Origin of the sequence: Iningainema tapete BLCC-T55, assembly GCF_014698965.1 — a bacterium.
Lineage (GTDB): Bacteria > Cyanobacteriota > Cyanobacteriia > Cyanobacteriales > Nostocaceae > Iningainema > Iningainema tapete.
In genome coordinates this window covers 22348-44577 of sequence record NZ_JACXAE010000121.1, presented here as the reverse complement: position 1 = coordinate 44577, position 22230 = coordinate 22348, and the positions used below count along the sequence as shown (strand labels likewise).

Below are 22230 nucleotides of genomic sequence, written 5' to 3'. Positions count from 1 at the left end.
GTTCTTGGCGTCTTGGCGGTTCCAAAGTAAAATACAGGTATGTATCCTAAATTTTTACCTACCACAGTAGGGCAACTAACAGAAGCCGCCTCAATTGCTCTTGCGCAAAGCATAGAGCAAATAGCCATCACCACTCCCCTGAGTACACAACCAATTGCCACCACCTACGTACATCAGGGTAGTGGTAGTACACCTTTTCTATTAATACACGGCTTTGACAGTTCTGTGTTAGAATACCGTCGCCTCCAGCCACTTTTAGCAACTCACAATGAAACCTGGGCAGTAGATTTATTAGGTTTTGGGTTTACAGAAAGGCCTGCGGGGATAAAATTAAACACGACAGATATTAAAACCCATCTTTACGGTTTTTGGAAAACTCTAATTAACCAACCAGTAATTCTCGTTGGCGCTTCAATGGGTGGTGCAGCAGCAATTGATTTCACTCTCACTTACCCGGAAGTGGTGCAAAAGCTGGTGTTAATTGACAGTGCCGGTTTAACAGGAAGTTCACCTTTTGGCAAATTTATATTTCCACCTTTAGATTATTTAGCTACTGAATTTTTACGTAATCCTAAAGTGCGTCAGCAAATTTCTCGAGCTGCTTATAAAAATAAGCAGTTAGCGACAATTGATGCTCAATTATGTGCAGCATTACACCTGGAAGCTTCTAGTTGGAGTAAAGGTTTAATTGCTTTTACTAAAAGTGGTGGTTACACTGCTTTTAAATTTAAGAAACTGGCAGAAATTCAGCAGCCCACGCTAATTTTATGGGGCGATTCTGATCGGATTTTAGGTACTAAAGATGCTCCCAGGTTTAAGCGGGCGATTCCAAATAGTCAGTTAATTTGGATTAAAGATTGTGGGCATGTTCCTCATTTAGAACAGCCACAAATCACCGCCCAGCACATTCTACAATTTTTAATCAAGTAACCACATTGGAGAAGAGTTTTCACCAGACTCGTCGATTGACTTTTCTGGTAGGGGTTCTACTGGACGATAGGATTTTTTGTAACTTGTTGGTTGATAATTTTTTGTTGGTTGAGGACTTTTTGTGGGTTGAATATTTTGGGTTTGTTGATGACTTTTTGTGGGTTGAATATTTTGGGTTTGTTGATGACTTTTTGTAGGTTGAATATTTTGGGTTTGTTGAGGACTTTTTGTGGGTTGAATATTTTGGGTTTGTTGATGACTTTTTGTGGGTTGAATATTTTGTGGTTTATTTAAAGCGTTAATTTCTTCTGTAAGTTGGGTATTAGATTCTGCAAGCTGTAGAGCAACTTTTTTGGCTTCGACTAGTTCTTTGGATGCTTTTTCTGCTAATGCTTTTTGCTTGGCTAAATTTGATTGTAACTCTTCAATTTGTTGAAGTAAGTCAGCTTCATTTTGCTGCGAGCGCGTTAATGTTTCTCTTAATTCTTCTACTGTTGCTTCTAAATCGGCTTTGGTAGGATTGATACGCTTTGTGGTTGTATGTTCGACTGCTGGTATTTTCTCCTCGTCTACATTCGTTAAAAGTGCCGTTTCTTCGTCTGAAGGAGAATCAGACTCAACAGAAGAAGGCACGGGCGTGGCATTTGTGTCAATGGTAATTTCACCTTCTGAGGATGTACCTTTTTGTGCTTCTTCTTGTAATAAATTAGAAATACGTTTCTTAGTAGCCATCATTCCCTCCAATCTTGCTTTATTTCATCAGCTACACGGCGATAGTCTAATTCAGCCTCTCGTGCATTGTTTCCTCGCCATTGAGCGATCGCTACTCCTTCCAGCGCTGCTCTTTCATGTGCTTTGTAGACACGGATAAAGGTTTTACATGCGGGTATTCCTAGTTGCAGCAATGTGTTTTGAGCTTCCAGTACTTCCGCTAAACTACGTGTATCCACTTTAGTAAACAGCACCCGATGAGGAGTTCCCACAGGGATAACTGCTTTTCTTACTGTCTCAATCAAAACAGCCAAATCCATTGGTGCACATGGTGTGGGCAATACCAAATAGTCGGCATTCGCCACTACCGCCGTTAGTGCTTCAGATTGCAGTGCCGGAGGCGTATCCACCACTACTAGATCGTAACCTGTTATCTTTCGTAAATGAGTTAAAAGTTTGGGATTTGTCTCTTGGGATAAATCAAAACCCATACCGTTTTGACTACGCCCATACCACCAACTTGCAGAACCTTGAATATCAGCATCTACAAGTAGAACCTTTTTTTCTGAAGCAAAGGTTGCAGCTAGATTGACTGCAGTAGTTGTTTTACCCACTCCTCCCTTGCCGTTGAGAATAGCGATGATTCTTGGCACTGCTTTGATAAGTGATCCTGCCCTAATTACGAATATACCGCTTTATGGCACATGAATTACATTTGCCACAATGGAATCTATCCGATTAAATCTATAAGTTTTTATGACCGCAACTAACAGTTTACCTGATGGTCCACAAATACCTATACTTCTAAGGCGATTGAAGTTTATCTTTCAACCCCTAGAATACGTGGAAGATTTTGCCAAAGCTTATGGTGACAACTTCACTGTCTGGAGCAGCAACCATACTCCTCTCATCCACTTCAGTCATCCCCAAGCACTACAACAGATTTTTAATGCTGATTCGGCTCAGTTAGCATCTGGGGGTGGGAATCGAGCGTTACGAATTTTGCTTGGCGATCGCTCCCTCATTATTTTGGATGGCGATCGGCATCAGCGTCAACGTCAACTCTTAACTCCTCCCTTTCATGGAGACAGGATGAGAGCTTACGGCGAGACAATCTGTGAAACCGCCACCGCAGTAAGCGGAGAGTGGAAAACAGGCAAACCCTTCAATATCCGTGCGTCAATGCAACAAATCACCCTGCGCGTTATCTTACGAGTAGTTTTTGGGTTAGATGAAGACGAGCGCTTTCAACAACTCCGCCAACTACTAACTTCAGTACTAGACTTAATGGGTTCTCCCTTAATGTCCGCCGCGATCATTTTCAGCTTCTTACAAAAAGATTTAGGTGCATGGAGTCCTTGGGGACGGATAGTGCGGAACCTGCAACAAATAGATGAACTGATTTATGCTCTAATTCGAGAACGACGGGCAGAATCTAACCAAAATAGGCAGGATATTCTCAGTTTAATGATATCAGCCCGTGATGTAGACGGTCAACCAATGACCGACCAAGAATTACGTGATGAGTTGATGACATTGCTCACAGCAGGACACGAAACCACCGCCTCAGCACTAACATGGGCTTTTTACTGGGTTGATTACTTACCAGAGGTGCGTGAAAAATTACAAACCGAACTCAACAGCCTTGGGGAAAATCCCGATCCAAGTGTTGTTGCCAAATTACCCTACCTCACAGCAGTTTGCCAAGAAACATTGCGAATCTACCCAATTGTCATGAGTGCTTTTTTACGGGAAGTAAAATCCCCAATAGAAATTATGGGCTACAAACTGCCAGTGGGAACAGTAATTGCTCCCAACATCTACTTAGCGCACCATCGCGAAGAAGTTTACCCACAGCCAAAGCAATTCAAACCAGAACGCTTTTTAGAACGGCAATTTTCACCCTACGAATACTTACCCTTTGGTGGTGGGCATCGTCGCTGTATTGGATTGGCGTTTGCCCAATATGAAATGAAACTGGTGTTAGCAACAATTCTTTCCCAATATCAAGTATCCCTCGTCAATAAACGTCCCGTGCGTCCTGTTCGTCGTGGACTTACATTAGCAGCACCAGGAAGTTTGCGAATGGTAGCTAAACCTTTAACAAAGCGTGCCAACACTCCCGCCTTAGTTTGATACCTTCTCGCCTCGTTCCCAGCCTCAGGCTGGGAATGCATTCCTTGAGGCTCCGCCGCTACCTGGCAATTTGCTAAAATTAACTGTGTAACATTTATCAAAATTGTAGTAAATTGCTATGAAAAATTACAGTTTATGCACATTGTTACTCGTCCGAGACTTGTAGAGTTCAATTTTGTTTTAGCTTCTCTTCACAATAGCTTCTGCCCGTTTTATCGTAGCTTGCAACTCAGCATCAACTAATTGCTGTAATTCCTCATTTTGTGCTGGAGTAAGTTTGTCGCCAACAGCGTTAGCGTGGAGAAACTGATCCATTAGTTTCCGTAGCTTTGATTGCTGGTTGGCGTTAAAAAAATTATCGGGACGAAACCGCTGTATAGTTATAACTGTTTCACCATTTTCTGCAAGCCCTTGTGTTGCTAATTCACTTTCTCGCATATCGAGAGCTTGACCTGGTGTTGCACCAATTGCCTGTTGCAGTCCGCAAATTGCCCGATAAGTTGTTTGCGAGAGCGCCTGCTTCTGAAACAATCTTGATGGTTGTCATGGTTCGCTTGTCAATGGGTCAGTATTTTCTAATTTTAACTACAAGCGTGAGAAATCAGATCCCCGACTTCTTTAAGAAGTCGGGGATCTTGGATGCGCACATCTACTTTTTTATCTTGCACTTGATGTTTCTTTCGCCTTTAAAGAATTAATGAAGAAAACTCTTTTACTTCTTTAAATCTTAATAAAACTTATGAATTTACTCCCTATAGAATCGTGAGGGGTTTTACCCATAAGTAAATGAGTAAAAATCAAGGAGAATAATAATGTCACAGACACTTACAGATAATTACACGGTCAATCCCGAACTCAACAGTGCGATCGCAATCACCGTCCCGCCGATTGTGACTCCTGCTGTAATTCAGCAAGATTTGTACTTCGGACGCAACATACCTGTGGGTGGAGAGGTATCAGAAGAACAGTTCCAAGCGTTTATCGATAATGTCGTTACTCCTCGGTTCCGAGGCTCATTCACTTTCAATACTATTGGGCGCTTCCAAGACGAGACAAATAACATCATCGGGGAACAATCCAATGTCGTTACTCTGGTTCTAGAAGACACTGTGCAAAATGAAATTGCTGTCAACGAAGTGCTGGCATCCTACCAGGAACAGTTCCAGCAATCGGGTAGTCTACGAGTTGTCAACAAAGATAACTTCAAAGCGACTTCTCCTAATACAGTGACAGATTTGATTGACAACGATCCCATCCCACAACTAATTCAGGCAGATTTGTACTTCGGACGTAACATACCTGGAGGTGGGGAAGTCTCTGAAGTACAGTTCCAGGCGTTTCTCGATGGTGTCGTTACTCCTCAGTTCAGCGGACTCACCGCTTTCAATGCTACAGGACAGGGGCGAGACGAGTTCAATAACATTAATAGGGAACAGATCAATGTCGTTACCCTAATTCTGGAAGACACCCAGATAAACGAGAACGCCATCAATAACGTGCTGAGAACCTACCAGGGACTGTTTGGGGGAGCATTTGCCGCGCAAACGATCAACGAAGGTGTCCAAGTTAGTTTTGGTCCAGCGATAGATTTGATTGATAATGATCTCATCCCAGAATTCATCCAAGCAGATTTGTACTTCGGACGCAACATTATTGGAGGGGAAGTCTCTGATGAAAAGTTCCTGGGATTTATTGATGATGTGATTGCTCCTCGCTTCATTGGACTAACCGCTTTCGATACTATTGGGCAGACGCGAGACGCGATTAATAACATTACCAGGGAGAGATCGAATGTCGTCACCCTAATTTTGGAAGACACCCAGGCAAACGAGGACGCCATCAACGACGTGCTGACAACCTACCAGCAGCAATTCTTGGGAGCAGGTGTTCTGCAAGTTATTGATGAAAATGTCGGTGTATTCTTTGATGTTTTACCAGTTAATACCATCTCTGGTATTGGCGGAACAAATACCCTCAGTGATATCCACATAATTTAACTACTTAAAGTTTCCAACTGCTCACTCAGGCTTTGTTCCAGTTGTTCTAATAACGTATCCACATCCTTACCAACTTGGGTAAAGCAAGTAGGTGGTGCTGGTTGAGATTCAAAATGAATTAACTTTATTTGGTCCTTACCAATCCCGATCATCAGAACTTCAACTTCAGGTTTATAATGCTTGACAAGCCCGATAATTTCCTGAAGTCTATTTTCGACTCTACTATTTAACTTGTTGATCGCCTCTTGGGGACAATACACAAAATGTGGTTTTGGTTGTAAATCAATACCAATAACACCCATGCCCGAACCATTTTCTTGCCACAAACCCCATGACAGCGCGGCTAATTCTTGCTGATGAGCTTGCACAAATCGATCTAACTGACGCCGCCACTGGTTATCTGGTGTTTCAGGTTGGGTATTACCAAACATCATAGTAATTTTAGATTTTGGATTGTAGAGACGTTCCGGCGGAACGTCTCTACGGATGGACGTGAATTTTATTTTAAACCAGATTGTACACGCCACAAACTGGCATAAATTCCGTTTTGATTGAGCAACTCTTCATGGGTTCCTGACTCGACTAGTTTTCCGTATTCCATGACATAAATACAACTAGCATTGCGGATGGTAGAAAGGCGGTGAGCGATCGCAATTGTGGTTCTATTTACTGTGATACGTTCGAGGGATTTTTGAATTGCGGCTTCTGTCTCATTATCTACAGCTGATGTAGCTTCGTCGAGAATGAGGATGGGAGGATTTTTCAAAACAGCGCGAGCGATCGCAATCCGTTGTCTTTGCCCACCAGATAACTTTTGTCCTCGTTCACCCACAATTGTCTCATAACCTTGGGGCAGTCGCATAATAAAATCGTCTGCCTCAGCAATTTTAGCTGCCCTGATAATTTCTTTATCCCCTGCCTGAGGATTGCCGTAAGCGATATTCTCTGCTACACTACCATGAAACAAAAATACATCCTGACTTACCAAACCAATACAGCGGCGTAAATCTCGTAAATTTAACTTCTCGATATTAATGCCATCAAGAGCAATAGTTCCTGATTGCACTTCGTAAAATCGTAATAACAGTTTCACCAAAGTGCTTTTCCCAGAGCCTGTGGAACCTACAATGGCAATTGTTTTACCTGCCGGAATATGTAAAGTTAAATTTCTGATTGCTGGTTGCCTATCTGTATAAGCAAAAGTGATGTTTTTTAAATCCAATTCTCCCTTTACTTCATCTACTGGCAAAGAAACATCCCCCGTAGGAATGGTAATAGGAGTATCCAACAAATCCATTACCCGATTAGTGGAAGCCATTGCCCGTTGATACTGGTCGAAGGTTTCGCCTAATCTAGTTAAAGGCCAAAGTAGCCGCTGGATTAAAAACACCAACACACTGTAAGTACCTACAGACATTGTGCCATTAACTGCTGCCATACCACCATACAATAGTAATGCTGTAAAACCTATCAAAATCAACATCCGAATTAGGGGTACGAATGCAGCAGAAAGTTTAATTGCCTTAGCATTACTACGACGATAGGCTTCACTTTCTTGTGCTAAACGTGAAACCTCGTAATCTTCTGATGTAAAACTTTTGATCGTAGTAATGCCGCTTAAATTATTTGCCAGACGAGAGTTGAGTAAACCTACCTTTTCTCTGACATCAGCATAGCGTGGGGCAAGCAAATCTTGATAAGCAAACGAACCCCAAAGTATAAAGGGTATGGGCGACATTGCCATCCAAGCCACACTAGGAGCCAAAAGAAAGAAAGCACCGCCAATAATGACTACAGTTGTAGCAACTTGGAGAATATCATTAGCTCCCACATCTAAAAAACGTTCCAATTGGTTGATGTCGTCACTCAGGATAGACATCAAACCGCCCGTACTGCGTTCTTCAAAATACGCTAATTCCAATTCTTGCAAATGTTTGTAAGCATCTAGACGTAAATCGTGCTGAATGTTTTGTGCCAAATTGCGCCATAGTCTACCATAGGCATATTCAAACACCGATTCGAGAATCCAAATGATGACAGTGAGAACCGAAAGAATTAAAAATTGACTAAAGACATCTTTTACTCCCAGTTGTGCAATGATAGAATCTTGCTGCTTTACGACTACATCTACTGCAATACCAATTAACCCTGGTGGTGCCAAGTCGAAAAGTTTGTTGAGGATAGTGCAAGCAGTCGCTAGCCTTATTTGCTGACGATACTGATGTCCGTAGTCTAGTAGACGCTGAAGGGGATGAACAGAAGGCTTACGCCCTCTAGATACCCGACCTGATTTTAGTACTGTAGCCACAGTGTTTTACAGTTGCTAGATACCGAATTTTATCACACAATAAAGTGTTTTAGGCTAGGTACGGAGTTTGAAAAAAGATTTTTTGAGAAACCTAACAAAAGCTGAGACAGAAAAATTTATACTTTATAAACACTAGCTACACAGCAATTACATTAACTTAATGTAAAATATATTACTACTCGTTACCGCGATTACTTAAGTTGAGCGAACTTAACTTTTTCAACTCTTAACAGGAGACATAAAGGTGAAAAATCAGCAATTAGGGACATGGCAAAATGTACTCTTCTGTATTTTAGTAACAATACTTGTTATCCTTAGTATAAACTCCTTTATTATTATTAATCCAGGACAAGCAGGAGTACTTAGTATCTTGGGAAAAGCCAAAGATGGAGCTTTAATAGAGGGGTTACACCTTAAACCACCTTTTATTTCCGTAATTGATGTATATGATTTAACTGTACAGAAATTTGAGGTTCCAGCAGAAAGTTCTACTAAGGATTTACAAACCCTATCGGCTAGGTTTGCTATTAACTTTCGTCTTGATCCTACAAAGGTTGTTGAAGTAAGAAGAAAACAAGGAACTTTAGAAAATATCGTTGCTAAAATCATTGCACCTCAAACGCAGGAATCATTTAAAATAGCAGCGGCGAGAAGAACAGTTGAGGAAGCTATAACTAAGAGAAATGAATTGAAAGAAGACTTTGATACAGCATTAGGTCAACGCCTAGATAAATATGGAATAATAGTACTAGATACCAGTGTGGTAGACTTAACTTTTTCCCCAGAGTTTGCTAGAGCAGTGGAAGAAAAACAAATTGCTGAACAAAGAGCGCAAAGAGCTGTTTATGTGGCGCAAGAAGCTGAACAAGAAGCACAGGCAGATATTAATCGTGCCAGAGGTAAGGCGGAAGCTCAAAGACTATTAGCTGACACTTTGAAAGCTCAAGGGGGACAGTTAGTTCTACAAAAAGAAGCAATTGAAGCTTGGAAGAGTGGTGGCGCTCAGATGCCAAAAGTTCTTGTCATGGGTAATGAATCTAATAGTAGTGTTCCATTTCTTTTCAATTTAGGTAAGATGCAAGATTAAGCAGAATTGTTAATGGGTATATCCAAATTAGAAACACAGTAAACATAAAGGAATAATAAATAAATTTATGTCGAGAAAAAATCAGAGTAATATAACTGTTCAAGAAGCAAAAAAAGTTTTGACTAAGTTCAACTGTGTAGACGTTGCTCCGCCGATTAAACCATCAGAAAAAGTTTCAATTAGAGAAGCTTTACTTTTCCTATGCAGCCTTTCTGATTACCAAATATTAGGTATTTGTGCAGATACAGCAGAAGAAGGAATGTTAGCGATGAAAACCTATTCGCAAGCATTTGGCTATGAACCTCCCAACAATTTACCAAACATTGATGGTCCTGTTTATATCAAATTAAACGGCAAAAACGGCGTGTGTTATATCGATTCCTATTTCGGACACCATCGTGGTGTACTAGTTTCTTGCCAATCTTACTCTCAAAGTGGAATTAACGAATTATATGGGCATTTACCCTTAGATTTATTTGTCTAAGCTGTTGCGTTGACAAAAATGCGCACTCATGTAGGTAGCTAATAGCTAATAGCTAATAGCTTGTTTACCATTAGCAATTAGCTATTAGCTGTCTTTACAAGAATCTGACATTTGCTCAATAACTAAATTATTATGAGTTTAATTACACTACAATCTGTTAAAAAAGATTTTGGGATCAAAGAAATTTTAAAAGATGCTAGCTTTAGCCTAGATGCTACTGATAAAGTTGGTTTAATTGGTACTAACGGTTCCGGTAAATCAACATTATTAAAAATGATCGCTGGGCTAGAGCCTACTGATAGCGGTCAAATTTTAGTCAATTCAGGTGCAAAAGTTATATACTTACCACAGCAGCCAGATGTAGATGAAAATCGTACTGTTTTGGAGCAAGTCTTTGCTGATAGTGGCGAACAAATGACTTTGGTACGTGAGTATGAAGAACTTTCTGCTCAATTAGTTCATAAACCAGAAGATAAACAGTTGATGGCGCGTTTGTCTTCTATCACGGGGCAGATGGATACAACTGGTGCGTGGGAATTAGAAACTAATGCTAAAATAATTCTTTCCAAGTTAGGAATTACAGATTATAATGCTCTAGTTGGCACTTTGTCTGGTGGTTATCGTAAGCGCATAGCTTTGGCTACAGCTTTGCTTTTAGAACCAGATTTGTTGTTGATGGATGAGCCGACAAACCATCTGGATGCAATTTCTGTGGAGTGGTTGCAAAGTTATTTGAATCGCTATCGTGGCGCACTCTTACTCATTACTCACGATCGCTACTTCTTAGACCGCGTTACCAATCGTATCATTGAAATTGATCGCGGCGACATTTACACTTACACAGGTAACTATTCTTATTACTTAGAAAAGAAAGCTCTCGCTGAAGAATCTGCTGTTAGCACTCAACGAAAACACCAAGGTGTACTACGGCGCGAGTTAGAATGGCTCAAAAAAGGACCAAAAGCTAGAAGTACAAAGCAAAAAGCCAGAATTGATCGCATTGGGGAAATGCAGCAAACTGAGTTTAAACAAGCTCAGGGTAAAGTTGATATTGCCACACCCGGTCGTCGCATTGGCAAAAAAGTTATAGAACTTAATCATATATCAAAGTCCTACAACGGACGCACCTTAATTAAAGATTTTACTTACGAATTTAGTCCAGAAGACCGTATTGGTATTATTGGTGGTAATGGAGCAGGTAAATCCACCTTATTAGATATCATCACTGAGCGTGTTCAACCAGATGCTGGTAGTGTAGAAATTGGTGCGACAATTCACATTGGTTATTTCAACCAACATTCAGAGGAATTACTCACAGCGTTGAACGAAAATCAGCGCGTGATTGACTACATTAAAGAAGAAGGGGAAAATGTCAAAATTGCTGACGGAACAACAATTACGGCTTCACAAATGTTGGAGCGGTTTTTGTTTCCAGGTAATCAGCAGTATGCCCCGATTCATAAACTTTCTGGTGGCGAAAAACGACGCTTGTTTCTCTTGCGCGTGTTGATGAGTGCGCCGAATGTTTTGATCTTAGATGAACCGACAAATGATTTAGACGTGCAAACCTTGGCGGTACTAGAAGAATATTTAGAGGATTTTTCCGGATGTGTAATTGTAGTTTCTCACGATCGCTACTTCCTTGACCGCACAACAGAAACAATCTTTGCCTTTGAAGCACAGGGTAATATCCGCCAATATCCTGGTAATTACTCAGTTTATCTCGACTACAAAAAAGCCGAAGAAGAAGACAAGCAACAAACTGCCAGCCCCAAGGAAAAGCCAAAAAATGTAGAGACGTTGCCAGCAAAGTCTCCAGATACACAAAACAAAAAGCGGCGCGGATTATCAAATTGGGAAAAGCGGGAGTTTGCACAACTCGAAGGGAAAATTGCTCAACTAGAAGCAGAGAAAGTAGAAACAGAGAAAGCTCTGACAACTGTTCCCCCCGGCAATTACTCCCAAGTACAAAAACTTTACGAACAAGTTGAAACTCTCAAACAAGCGATCGATACAGCAACCGAACGCTGGATGGAATTAGCCGAAATCGATCAGTAGGGGCGAACAGACGCTTCAAACAGCGCGTCTCTACAATATTCTTCACTGCTATGTCTATTGAGTGCATAAAAATTTTTAAGCCCCCGGTAAGTAGTGACAGAAGCGGTTGAAACCACTGCTCAACATAAACTACAAAGGGAAGCTGAAACAATGGACACCAAAATTTTACTTGAACAATGCCAACTAGCAAATCTACAATCTGGTAAGCGGATCACAATTCTCGGTGCTGGAATCGCAGGTTTAGTAGCAGCGTATGAACTAGAGCGCTTGGGGCATGAAGTTGAAATCATCGAAGGTAGCCCACGCATTGGCGGACGAGTATTAACACACCGCTTTGGTAATTCGCCAGATGCACCCTACGCTGAACTCGGAGCAATGCGTATCCCCAGCGAACATAAACTAACATTGCATTACGTACATGAAATGGGACTTTCTCACAAACTGTGCAAGTTTATGACAGTGTTTGAGGAAAGCAACGCGCTCATGAACATCAACGGTGAAGTGCTGAAAATGAAAGATGCACCCCGTGTATTACAACAGACAGAAGGTGGTATATTTAGTGACACACGTTACTCCCAAAAAACCCGCTTGTTTGCCGCTTGGCTAAAAACAATCATCAATACGATCGCCCCTGGTAATCTACGTTCTGATTTTGAACGTGACTTGCACTCTCACTTAATGGATGAGTTAGAGCGCTTAGATTTAGACCCCTACTTCAGTGAAGATGGCGAAACGATTGACTTGAGCTGCTTCTTAACTCAAAATCCCAGTTTCCGCGCCAAGTGTTCTCAAGGATTGGATATTTTCCTGGGCGACATCATGACCGAAACTAGCCATGACTTGTTGCAACTTAAAGGTGGGATGGATCAATTAATTCAGCGTTTGGCTGCTTCAATTAAGGGTTCCATCAAGTGCAACTGTGAAGTAGTCGGCATTGCCGTACAAAAAGACCACGTTGAAATCACAACTCAGGAAAACGGACAGTTGCATACTCGTCAGAGTGACTATGTATTATGCACCATCCCCTTCAGTATATTGCGCAAGTTGGAATTAAAAGGTTTTGATCAAGATAAACTTGATTCGATTCACAACACCGTCTACTGTCCCGGTACTAAGGTAGCATTTCACACTCGTGAATCATTCTGGTCAAAAGATGGTATTAAAGGTGGTGCTTCTTTCAGCGGTGAAGGTGTACGTCAAACATATTACCCCAGCGTGAAGTTCAATCCAGAGCATGGTAGTGTCATGTTAGCTAGCTACACCATCGGTGATGATGCTGAACGGATGGGAATGATGTCGGAGTCTGAGCGCTTTGACTACGTTCAAAACACGGTAAGCAAAATTCACCCAGAACTAAATGCACCGAACATGATTGTTGACAAAGCTTCCATCGCCTGGGGTAACTACAAGTGGAGTGCTGGCGGATGCACAATTCACTGGGATGATAGCGAATCTAATTACCTTGCCGCCCAAAGATCCCAAAACACCCTATTCTTCGCTGGCGAACACTGCTCTCGCTTTCCCGCATGGCTACAAGGTTCCATTGAGTCAGCAATCGAAGCCGTCTACGATATCGTTAAGCACAAACAAGTTGCACAATCCACCATACCTACTCTTGTGCCTCAAGCCAACTCAATTACCACCATAGCTGTTTCGGTTCAAGTTGGAGTCCGTTAACAATAGCTAGATTTGCATTAACTTTCACATCCCTGGAGGCAAGCATCAAGAAAATTTAACAATCAACTTTCCATTTTCAATTCAGCTTAACCCTTTTTCTTCTGCCCGCCACCAGCGGGCTTTATTTATAATTGTAAAAAGAACTTATGTTTTGGCAGCAGCGGTACTTTATCAGTTAAAACTTATACAAACTAAATAAATTACATTTCTTGTGGGATGGGCATCTTGCCCGTCCCAGAAATTGGGCGGGCGGGGACGCCCACCCCACTCATAGTCTTGCACTTTATTAAATTCACATTCCTAAGTTATGAAACAAATTGTGGACGCTATCTATGAAAATGGAGTTTTCCGCCCCTTAAAAAACCCGGAAATATCTGATGGAGAAAAAGTCAGACTAACTGTGGAGACAAGCTCTTTGCTAACTCCAGAGGAGATGCTTGAACTAGCTGCTCAGGTATATCAAGATTTATCTGCTGAACAAGTAGACGAAATAGAGAAAATTGCACTTGAGCGCTGCGACTTTTTCGGAGAAAAAAGTGCATAATGGCTGTTACACAAGTTTTATTAGACACGGATATACTCTCAGCAATTCTAAAACAGAATTCAGAACAATGAAAAACATTTTAATCGAATTACTGAACTCCAGGTGCACAATTGGTTAAAGCAGTGAATGTATAGAAAGAGCTAGAACTCTTTGCTTGTTGGGCATTAAATTTTCTAAGGTTCATATCGTACAATTACTTGCTTTGACAAGATTGAATTTGCACAATTAACATTTCCCAGCAAATTACAAAGATATCTTACTTCTGAAAGACCAATAACGACACGAACACGGAAGCCGTAATCAGTTGGGGAAACTTCATATAAAAAAGGTTTATCAAAGTTGGCAGTGAGTGCCGTTGCTAAGACTGGTGTTGTACAAATTATCGCTTTTTTATTTGGAGGTATATAATAATCCATAAAAAAATCATGATCTTCTGAGTCTTGGCTCCAACCACTGCCTACCTGATTTGTAGACCATGATATACATTTATCATCGAGTCCCTTATCATAATCAAATCCTCTTTGCACAACAACTTTAGAAATAAAATTAGGATTGTCTATGTGTGCTTCTTTCTGCTCTTCTAATTCTCTAGTAATATTATCAATATTGATAATTCTTGCCCTCACAATATCAACTAAGAAGCTGGTAGCTAATAAAGGAATGCCTAACCCTATTGTTATTGCTAACACACGTTTTTTAAATTTATCTAGTAAAATCAACTGTTTCATGCTTATTTTTGTGTTATAATATAGTGTTTTACTATAAAACTCTATGCTTGACTCATCGACGCAAAACCAACATAACAAAGCCATTGAGTTTTTAGCACAAAGTCCCCAACAACGTTTACTAATTCTTCAAGAACTTGGCATAGCTCGTTACGATTTCTTAACTAAGCTACGGTTAAATGATGCAAATATCAGCTGTGTAATACGGTTTTTTCAGAATCCTCGTCAGCTAAAATTTCCCAATTTGGTAGGGGCTGATTTATCAGGGTTGGTTTTAGATGGGGTAAACTTTATTCGTGGCAATTTATCTGGGGCAAATATCAGAGGAAGTAGTTTAGTAAATGCTGATTTGATATTTGCTAATTTTACTTATGCTGATTTGAGAAATACTGATTTAAGGGGTGCTACTCTTAATGAAACTGTATGGTTGAATTCTTTGGTGGATGAGTGTCAGTTTGGTGGTGGAATTGGGTTGACACACACTCAAGTTCAATATTTACTAGATCGTGGTGCTGAGTTCTCTTTTTAGAGTATGAAGGCTGCTTAAAAATTACATATTTTTAAAAAGCTTGCCTGCTCTCTGAAACTACATCTACACGTCTATTGTTTTATTTCATAACAATCTTCAGGATAAATGAATATTTTTGCTATGATATCTAAAACTTATGAGACAATGTGAATCTTTAAGGAACGTAATGAAAAAGGTTACACTAACGGAATTGAGTAATAATATTGAGCGGCTACTTGATGAGGTACTAGAAACGGGTATTCCATTAGAAATTAACAAAAATGGAAAGTTGTTAAAAATTGTTCCTATAGAAACAAAAGATAAACTGAAAAATTTGACTTTTAAACCTAATGTCATTCAAGGAAATCCCGAGGATTTAGTTAATATCAGTTGGGAGCAGGAGGTTAATATTGATTTATCTTGATACTCATGTAGTAGTATGGCTCTATTCTGGTTTGACAGCTAAACTAACTGATACCGCTAAAAGTTTAATTAATGACAATGAAGTTTATACTTCGCCAATGGTTCGATTGGAGTTACAGTATTTATATGAGATAAGACGTATTGAAGATGAACATAAACCGGATTTGATTATTGACGATATGTCCGCTGAAATTGGTTTAAAGATATGTAATAAAAACTTTAATGATGTTATTAGCATTGCTTTAACGATTACTTGGACTCGCGATCCTTTTGATCGGATTATCACGGCAAATTCTCAGTTAAATAATAACATATTACTGAGCAAAGATGAAAATATTCTAAATAACTATCAGTATGCAAAATGGGAATCAGCTTAATAAATTGGGGTAAGAAATAAAATCCTTCCGTCGGCGTCTGGCGTGGTGCAGAGAAGAAATAAATGAAGAGAGTTATGAATAATTATATGAAGCTGCCAAAAAGGTTAATGTTATTGGGTTCGGGAGAGTTGGGTAAGGAATTTGTGATTGCTGTTCAACGTTTGGGTAATTATGTGATTGCTGTCGATCGCTATGCTAATGCTCCGGCAATGCAGGTTGCTAACTGCTGTGAGGTTATTTCCATGCTCAATGCGGATGATTTGGAAACTATTGTTAGCAAGCATCAGCCAAATTATATTATACCAGAGATTGAAGCAATTAGAACAGAAAAACTTGTGGAGTTTGAGCAAAGGGGAATTACAGTTATTCCTACGGCGGCTGCTACTAATTACACGATGAATCGGGATAGAATTAGAGAGTTGGCAAGTAAAAATTTAGGTATACGTACTGCTAGATATGGTTATGCGATCGCTTTAGAAGAGTTGATTAGTGTTAGTAATGAAATTGGGTTTCCTAATGTTGTGAAACCTGTAATGTCTTCTTCTGGGAAAGGACAATCTGTGGTAACTCACAAGGATGAGGTTGAGAAAGCTTGGAGTTATGCGAGCGCTAATTCCAGAGGTGATAGTCAAAAGGTGATTGTTGAAGAGTTTATGGGCATCGTCAAGAAAGAGGTGATTATCAAGAATCTTGGCAACCAGCAGAAATTTCCCAAGAAATGATATCGGAGGCACAAATAATAGCGAAAAAAGTCACTGATGGTTTGGGGGGAGCGGGAATTTTTGGCGTGGAGTTTTTTATTACGAAAGATGAAGTAATTTTTTCTGAGCTTTCTCCTAGACCTCATGATACGGGAATGGTGACATTAATCTCGCAAAATCTCAATGAATTTGAATTACATTTAAGAGCGATATTGGGTTTGCCCATCCCACATATAGAACAGTTGGGTGCTTCTGCTAGTGCTGTAATTTTAGCTCAGGAACATTTAGATTCGGTTGCATTTACAGGCATAGCAGAGGCATTGTCAGAAAAAGATGTAGACATTAGGTTGTTTGGTAAACCTAATGCCCATCCTTATCGACGAATGGGAGTCGCTTTAGCGAAATGTTGTAACATTCAAGAGGCACGGGAGAAGGCTACTAGAGCAGCAAGTAAAATCAAATTGGATTAGTTGAATTCAAGATTATTCCCGACGGTAATACAGGTAAGAGTAAAGGTTCCTCTAGCTTTTTAGGCTTCGGTTTCTCTGGCTTTTCAGGCTGCTTCGGGTTCTCTGGGCCTGGTCCGGTTGGCCGGGAGAGTAGAAGTATCTGACCGAACAATTCCACACCATTGAGCGCTTGAATAGCACTATCCTCCTGAGCTTCAGCGTTCTCTCCTTCCATTTCTACTGTCGTGATCTCGTCAATGCTTATCTTTCGGATTTTGCCATGTTTCTCAAACAGGTTGATTAAATCTGCCTCAGTTACCTGAGAAGCTAGATTAGTGACGAAGATAGTCATATTTTCCTCCAAACAAAGTAATGTAAAATCTGATCCAGATAAAAATCAAAATAGTGTAGCAAGTAAGTCTCAAGGAATTACTTTTAACTATCTTCTAAATAGGTTTAAGCAAAATTCACTTATGCACTTTTCCAGCTATTGAGCTTTAATTCCAGCACAAAGACTGCGATCGCTCTTTTGCACCTGTATGTTTGTTCTCAGATAATCGCTGACCCAATCACAACCGTAGCTCAGTAATTGATCAATACTTATAACATGATCCAAATCCCATACAAGCACTGTCCTATCTTCACTAGCTGAAGCAATTGTCTTACCGTCGGGACTGAACGCCACTCCCCAAACTGCATCATTATGACCGTTAAGGGTAGTCAGCAATGTGCCATCGCTGGCTCTCCACAGTTTTACCGTCTTGTCGCCACTTGCTGAGGCGATCATCTTACCGTCGGGACTGAACGCCACTCCCCAAACTGAAGCACTATGACCATTGAGAGTCCTCAACAAAGTGCCATCGCGCTGCCAAAGTTTCACCGTTTTATCTTCACTTGCCGTAGCAAAGATATTACCTTGAGGAGTGAAAACTACTGCACTAACTGGGGCATTATGATTATTGAGAGTCCTCAGCAAAGTGCCATCGCGCTTCCAGAGTTTCACCGTGTTGTCCCGGCTCGTCGAGACAATTATCTGACCGTCGGGACTAAAGGTAACTCCCCAAACTTCACTAGTATGACCATCGAGAGTAGTAAGCAAAGTGCCATTGCGGTTCCACAGTTTTACTTTGTGGTCATCACTTGCTGAAGCAATCATTTGACCATCGTGGCTGAAAGCTACTGCATTAACATAACCATTGTGACCATTGAGGGTAGCCAGTAAAGTGCCATCGCGCTTCCACAATTTCACCGTCTTGTCCAGATTCGCGGAGGCTATCGTCTGACCGTCAGGGCTGAACGCCACTCCCCAAACTCCGGAATGACCATTGATGGTGGTAAGCAGTGTACCATCAGGCTTCCAGAGTTTAACCTTTTTGTCCAAACTTGCGGAGGCAATTGTCTTACCATCTGGGCTAAATGTGACTGTAGTCACTCTTGTGCTATGACCATTGAGGGTGGTAAGCAAAGTATGATTCCACTTCCATAGTTTTACCGTTTGGTCTTTACTTGCTGATGCAATCATCCTACCGTCGGAACTGAAAGCAACTCCCCAAATTGTCGCGTCATGACTATTAATAAGAGTGGTAAGTTCGCTACCATCTCGCTGCCAAAGTTTGATCGCCCTGTCCCAACCAGCTGAGGCAATTGTCTGACCGTCAGGACTAAAGGCAACTGCGTAAACTTCGCCACTATGACCATTAAGGGTGGTAAGTTCTGTGCCATCAGGCTTCCAGAGTTTAACCTTTTTGTCCAAACTTGCTGAGGCGATTGTATTACCATCAGGGCTGAATGCTACTGCGCTTACTCTATCGTTGTGGTTGATAGTGGTAAGCAATGTGCCATCAAGTTTCCAGAGTTTGACCTTTTTGTCCCAACTTGCCGAGGCGATTGTATTACCATCAGGGCTGAACGCGACTGCGCTTACTTTTTCGCTATGACCATTGAGAGTTCCTAGCAACGTGCCATCAGGCTTCCAGAGTTTGACGGTATTATCTCCACTCCCTGTGGCAATGATATTACCATCGCGGCTGAACGCTACTCCATAAACACTATCGCTATGACCATTGAGAGTCCTTAGTAATGTGCCATCACGCTTCCAAAGTTTGACGGTATTATCTCCACTCCCTGTGGCAATCATTTGACTATCTGGGCTAAACGCAACGGCGTAAACTTTATCGCTATGATCATTGAGGGTGGTAAGTAATGTGCCGTCACTTTTCCAGAGTTTGACCGTCTTGTCCCCACTTGCTGTAGCAATGATCCCCCCATAGCCCCCCGAATTAAGGGGGGTTGGGCTAAACGCAACTGCATAAACTTGATCGCTATGCCCAGACAGGCGGTTATACTCAACTGCCCCATAAATTGCCCGCCTTAGCACGGATTCTACCCGAGTCTGGATCTCTGTGTCTACCCCACCTAACGTTTTTATTTTTTGCTTCGCTTTGATTGCTTCTATGAGCGCATCTAATCTTTTATTCGAGGCAAAGAGCGCTTCTGAAGATGTACTGAGTGCTTGGATCTCCCTAATATTTGCTTTGTGCGATTGCCACCAAGCTACAGCAGCAAGTGTTAGAGCTAACACCAAGCCTGCGCTCAACCCTGATATGGTAAGTTGCCGCCGGAGCAAGTGCTTCTTGATCTCGCGATCACGTTGTGCCTGCGAAGCTAAAATGAAACTTCTCTCCCCTGAACTTAGTTCCTCTTGGCGTTTAGTTTGCCAATATTCAGCATCTGCCAAAGGCTTTCCTCGCAACAGCGCTCCTTCATCGTGATTGCTCTTCTCCCAAGTACGCATTGCTGTGCGCAACTGCTCTTGCCAACGGCGAAACTCACCGTCAGTTTGTATCCATTGCTCTAGGCGTCCCCAGCTTCTAATTAGCGCCTCATGCACTATTTCCACCGTTTCCTCACCCCTGGAGTTGCAGTTGGTTACTACTAAACGAGTTGATGCCAAGTGCGTTACCAAATCCCAGTTTTCTTTTTTCACCTCATCACGAGTTGCTAACCTACGGGTAGGTTCTGTCTCTTCTCCTAAACGCACTAACTGCATCAACACGCGCTGCGCCCTGGCTCTGTTCGCCTCATCTAGTTGGGCATACACTGCTTCTGCGTGATTAGCCAAAGCTTCTTCAACTGTGCCAATTTCCTTATATGCCTGATGTGTGAGTAATCCAGATTGCTGTTTTGACCACAGTTGAGTCAAGGCAAACTCTAACAATGGTAAACTTCCTGACTGTTCTTCTACTGCATTAATTAGTGTATTTGTCAACTCTTTTTCTAACCCTACCTGCATTTGTGCTGCGGGCTTTTCAATTGCATTGCGCAATTCCTCACTGCTCATGGGACCTAAGTTGAGAACTGCTCCTTGCAAAGCATCGCTGAAGGAGCGGTAAGAAAGGGCATGTCCAAAAAAGTCGGCTCTTAAGGTAATAATTAGGGTAAATGCTGGAGCGCTACAAGCAGTTAGCAAAGCATCTAGGAACGGTTGGCGTTCTGACTCTGCACAAAGGGTGTAAAGTTCTTCAAATTGATCGACTATTAATACTAAGCGAGTGCCATAATTTTGCTGCACAAGCTTTTCTATAATTCTGTATAATACTTTTTGATCTTGCTTGAGTGCAATTTCTAGTTCTAGCTCTGCTATGCGGTGGGTATTGTGATTGGGATGCAGAGCATCCTGGAAGGCATTCTCAGCCGGAGGCTGGGAAAGAGGTATGGGAGCGATCGCTCTTGCCAATGCTTCAATCGGATTGAAACCGGGACGAAATGAGACAATATGCCATTTAATATTCGGATCTTGGCGTAACTGGGGAACTAATCCGGCAAACACTACGCTAGACTTACCACTTCCCGAAGCACCAACCACAGCTACTAAGGGCTTTTTTTTCACCGCCAGAACCAATTCCGTTTGGAACTGTTCCCTGCCAAAAAATAAATGTGCATCAACTTCTGTGAAGGCAAATAAGCCGCGATACGGACTTGGTGGAATTCCACCTAACTTGAGCCAAGTGGGTGGTTCTACTGCTGGATTCTGGCAAATCACAGGTAACCAAGAAGCACCAGGAAACTCATCCTCCAAACCTTGTAACTTCCTGCGGGAAAGCTGCACGGAAAGATATAAAGGTAGTCGCTCAACTGCGAAAGCCTGCATAAAATGCTGAAAAAATTCCTGTGCCACAAGATTTGGCACCGGCTCGCGCATGACAATTACCGTGGGAATATTCAATTTCTCCAATGCAGTAGCCAATCCCAGCCCATCACAGGAATTGAAAATTGCTAAGTGTAAACCTTTGTCAATCGCAGCAAGGAGCGCTTCCTCTAACTGTTCAATTTTTAAACTGTTGTTTGTTGGATTTTCATTGATATATATTCTGCCGTTTTCACCTTCAGTTTGACTATGACCGGCAAAAAATAGAATGTCCCAGCCCAAGTCGTCCCAAAGGTGTGTGTTGAATTCTTGACGGTTTGGCTTGACAAGAAAAACGACTTCTGCATCCTCTAAACTTTTGAGAAACTTGGTTTCTGCCTCTATATCAATGCCAAACGTATTTCCCAAAACTGCCAAAATTCTGACATTTCTGGTGTCTTTTGGTTGTGGGAGAGGGGCGCGTTGATAATCAGGTTTATATAGCGCTATTTCTGCTCTAGGATAATCTGCAAAGAAATTGCAGCGATGCCAGGGTAATCGCCGCATCACTTCATCTTTGGTTTCAATAATCACTCTAATTTCTGCTTTTTGGTCTAGTGCAGAGCGTAAAAGTCTGCTAATATCGAGAATTCCCTCAGATTTTAGCCACGCATTCATGCTTTCTAGTAACTTTTGGCACAATTGCTCGTAATCAGTAATAGAGACGTTGGTTATACCATTTGAATCGATTTCCAGTTGATCGTCTTCTTCTTCCTCTGGAGAACGTAGCAGTTTGCGCTCGCACAGATACTGATAATTTGTTTGCCAATTTCTATATAATTCAACTAAATTTGGTGCTGGCGGTAAGCAGCCGATAAATTGCTCTGGAAGGGCATGACCTGCTGCCCACAACTGAACGGTAATGATGGGAAATCCTTCGTATAAATTACCACTTCCCAGGTTAATGACAACTGATTTGCTCATTGAAA

The 22230-nt window shown here is 41.4% G+C and carries 19 protein-coding genes and 1 pseudogene; 12 read left to right on the top strand and 8 right to left on the bottom strand.

The window, feature by feature from the left end; translation table 11 throughout:
* Nucleotides 1-39: 39 nt before the first annotated feature.
* Complete coding sequence (locus ICL16_RS40490; RefSeq protein ID WP_190837508.1) at nt 40-930, top strand: alpha/beta fold hydrolase; 891 nt, start codon at nt 40-42, stop codon at nt 928-930.
* Here the strand turns inward: ICL16_RS40490 and ICL16_RS40485 are convergent.
* Together ICL16_RS40485 and ICL16_RS40480 are read right to left on the bottom strand one after the other, a co-directional pair.
* Nucleotides 919-1665, bottom strand: a complete 747-nt coding sequence (locus ICL16_RS40485) for a hypothetical protein (RefSeq protein ID WP_190837506.1) — start codon at nt 1663-1665, stop codon at nt 919-921. The genes ICL16_RS40490 and ICL16_RS40485 overlap by 12 nt on opposite strands.
* Nucleotides 1662-2294, bottom strand: coding sequence for an AAA family ATPase (locus ICL16_RS40480; RefSeq protein WP_190837504.1), 633 nt, complete (start codon nt 2292-2294; stop codon nt 1662-1664). Before ICL16_RS40480 ends, ICL16_RS40485 begins: the two co-directional genes overlap by 4 nt.
* Before the next feature lie 103 nt (nt 2295-2397).
* On the opposite strand from ICL16_RS40480, the gene ICL16_RS40475 reads away from it, so the two are divergent.
* Complete coding sequence (locus ICL16_RS40475) at nt 2398-3777, top strand: cytochrome P450 (RefSeq protein WP_190837502.1); 1380 nt, start codon at nt 2398-2400, stop codon at nt 3775-3777.
* A gap of 180 nt (nt 3778-3957) precedes the next feature.
* On the opposite strand, the gene ICL16_RS40470 is transcribed toward ICL16_RS40475, so the two are convergent.
* Nucleotides 3958-4308 carry a hypothetical protein gene (locus tag ICL16_RS40470; RefSeq protein ID WP_190837500.1) on the bottom strand — a complete coding sequence of 117 codons (351 nt, stop codon included), beginning with the start codon at nt 4306-4308 and terminating at the stop codon, nt 3958-3960.
* A 281-nt stretch (nt 4309-4589) separates the two neighbouring features.
* Here ICL16_RS40470 and ICL16_RS40465 point away from each other — a divergent pair, with 281 nt between their 5' ends.
* Nucleotides 4590-5774, top strand: a complete 1185-nt coding sequence (locus ICL16_RS40465) for a DUF3574 domain-containing protein (RefSeq protein ID WP_190837498.1) — start codon at nt 4590-4592, stop codon at nt 5772-5774.
* Here ICL16_RS40465 and ccmS read toward each other — a convergent pair.
* Complete coding sequence (ccmS, locus tag ICL16_RS40460) at nt 5771-6208, bottom strand: beta-carboxysome assembly chaperone CcmS (protein WP_190837496.1); 438 nt, start codon at nt 6206-6208, stop codon at nt 5771-5773. The two genes, ICL16_RS40465 and ccmS, sit on opposite strands and share 4 nt — an antisense overlap.
* Nucleotides 6209-6273: 65 nt before the next feature.
* Nucleotides 6274-8082, bottom strand: coding sequence for an ABC transporter transmembrane domain-containing protein (locus ICL16_RS40455; RefSeq protein WP_190837494.1), 1809 nt, complete (start codon nt 8080-8082; stop codon nt 6274-6276).
* A gap of 244 nt (nt 8083-8326) precedes the next feature.
* On the opposite strand from ICL16_RS40455, the gene ICL16_RS40450 reads away from it, so the two are divergent.
* From ICL16_RS40450 to ICL16_RS40430, 5 genes are all read left to right on the top strand, one after another.
* Nucleotides 8327-9169 (top strand): SPFH domain-containing protein, encoded by an 843-nt coding sequence (locus ICL16_RS40450; RefSeq protein WP_190837492.1) that lies wholly within the window; start codon nt 8327-8329, stop codon nt 9167-9169.
* Between the two features lie 67 nt (nt 9170-9236).
* Complete coding sequence (locus tag ICL16_RS40445; RefSeq protein WP_190837490.1) at nt 9237-9653, top strand: DUF1824 family protein; 417 nt, start codon at nt 9237-9239, stop codon at nt 9651-9653.
* Nucleotides 9654-9785: 132 nt separating this feature from the next.
* A complete protein-coding gene (locus ICL16_RS40440) occupies nt 9786-11711 on the top strand; it encodes an ABC-F family ATP-binding cassette domain-containing protein (RefSeq protein WP_190837488.1) in 1926 nt (641 codons plus the stop codon).
* Nucleotides 11712-11861: 150 nt separating this feature from the next.
* Entirely contained in the window at nt 11862-13388 is a 1527-nt protein-coding gene (locus ICL16_RS40435; protein WP_190837528.1) for a flavin monoamine oxidase family protein, read from the top strand.
* Nucleotides 13389-13695: 307 nt separating this feature from the next.
* Nucleotides 13696-13932: an antitoxin family protein gene (locus tag ICL16_RS40430; protein ID WP_190837486.1), complete on the top strand. Its 237-nt coding sequence runs from the start codon at nt 13696-13698 to the stop codon at nt 13930-13932.
* Between the two features lie 173 nt (nt 13933-14105).
* Here ICL16_RS40430 and ICL16_RS40425 read toward each other — a convergent pair whose 3' ends face one another.
* Complete coding sequence (locus ICL16_RS40425) at nt 14106-14660, bottom strand: hypothetical protein (protein WP_190837484.1); 555 nt, start codon at nt 14658-14660, stop codon at nt 14106-14108.
* Between the two features lie 43 nt (nt 14661-14703).
* Between ICL16_RS40425 and ICL16_RS40420 the strand changes: the two genes are divergently transcribed.
* From ICL16_RS40420 to ICL16_RS40405, 4 genes and pseudogenes are all read left to right on the top strand, one after another.
* Entirely contained in the window at nt 14704-15186 is a 483-nt protein-coding gene (locus ICL16_RS40420; RefSeq protein WP_190837482.1) for a pentapeptide repeat-containing protein, read from the top strand.
* A gap of 166 nt (nt 15187-15352) precedes the next feature.
* Nucleotides 15353-15589, top strand: coding sequence for a type II toxin-antitoxin system Phd/YefM family antitoxin (locus tag ICL16_RS40415; RefSeq protein WP_190837480.1), 237 nt, complete (start codon nt 15353-15355; stop codon nt 15587-15589).
* Nucleotides 15576-15965 carry a type II toxin-antitoxin system VapC family toxin gene (locus ICL16_RS40410; protein ID WP_190837477.1) on the top strand — a complete coding sequence of 130 codons (390 nt, stop codon included), beginning with the start codon at nt 15576-15578 and terminating at the stop codon, nt 15963-15965. Before ICL16_RS40415 ends, ICL16_RS40410 begins: the two co-directional genes overlap by 14 nt.
* Before the next feature lie 74 nt (nt 15966-16039).
* Nucleotides 16040-17136 (top strand): annotated as a pseudogene (locus ICL16_RS40405) (phosphoribosylglycinamide formyltransferase 2).
* Here the strand turns inward: ICL16_RS40405 and ICL16_RS40400 are convergent.
* The gene (locus tag ICL16_RS40400; protein WP_190837475.1) at nt 17123-17467 is read right to left on the bottom strand and encodes an RNA recognition motif domain-containing protein; all 345 of its coding nucleotides are present in this window, start codon (nt 17465-17467) and stop codon (nt 17123-17125) included. The pseudogene ICL16_RS40405 and the gene ICL16_RS40400 sit on opposite strands and share 14 nt — an antisense overlap.
* A gap of 135 nt (nt 17468-17602) precedes the next feature.
* A complete protein-coding gene (locus tag ICL16_RS40395; protein WP_190837472.1) occupies nt 17603-22225 on the bottom strand; it encodes an nSTAND1 domain-containing NTPase in 4623 nt (1540 codons plus the stop codon).
* Between the last annotated feature and the right edge of the window lie 5 nt (nt 22226-22230).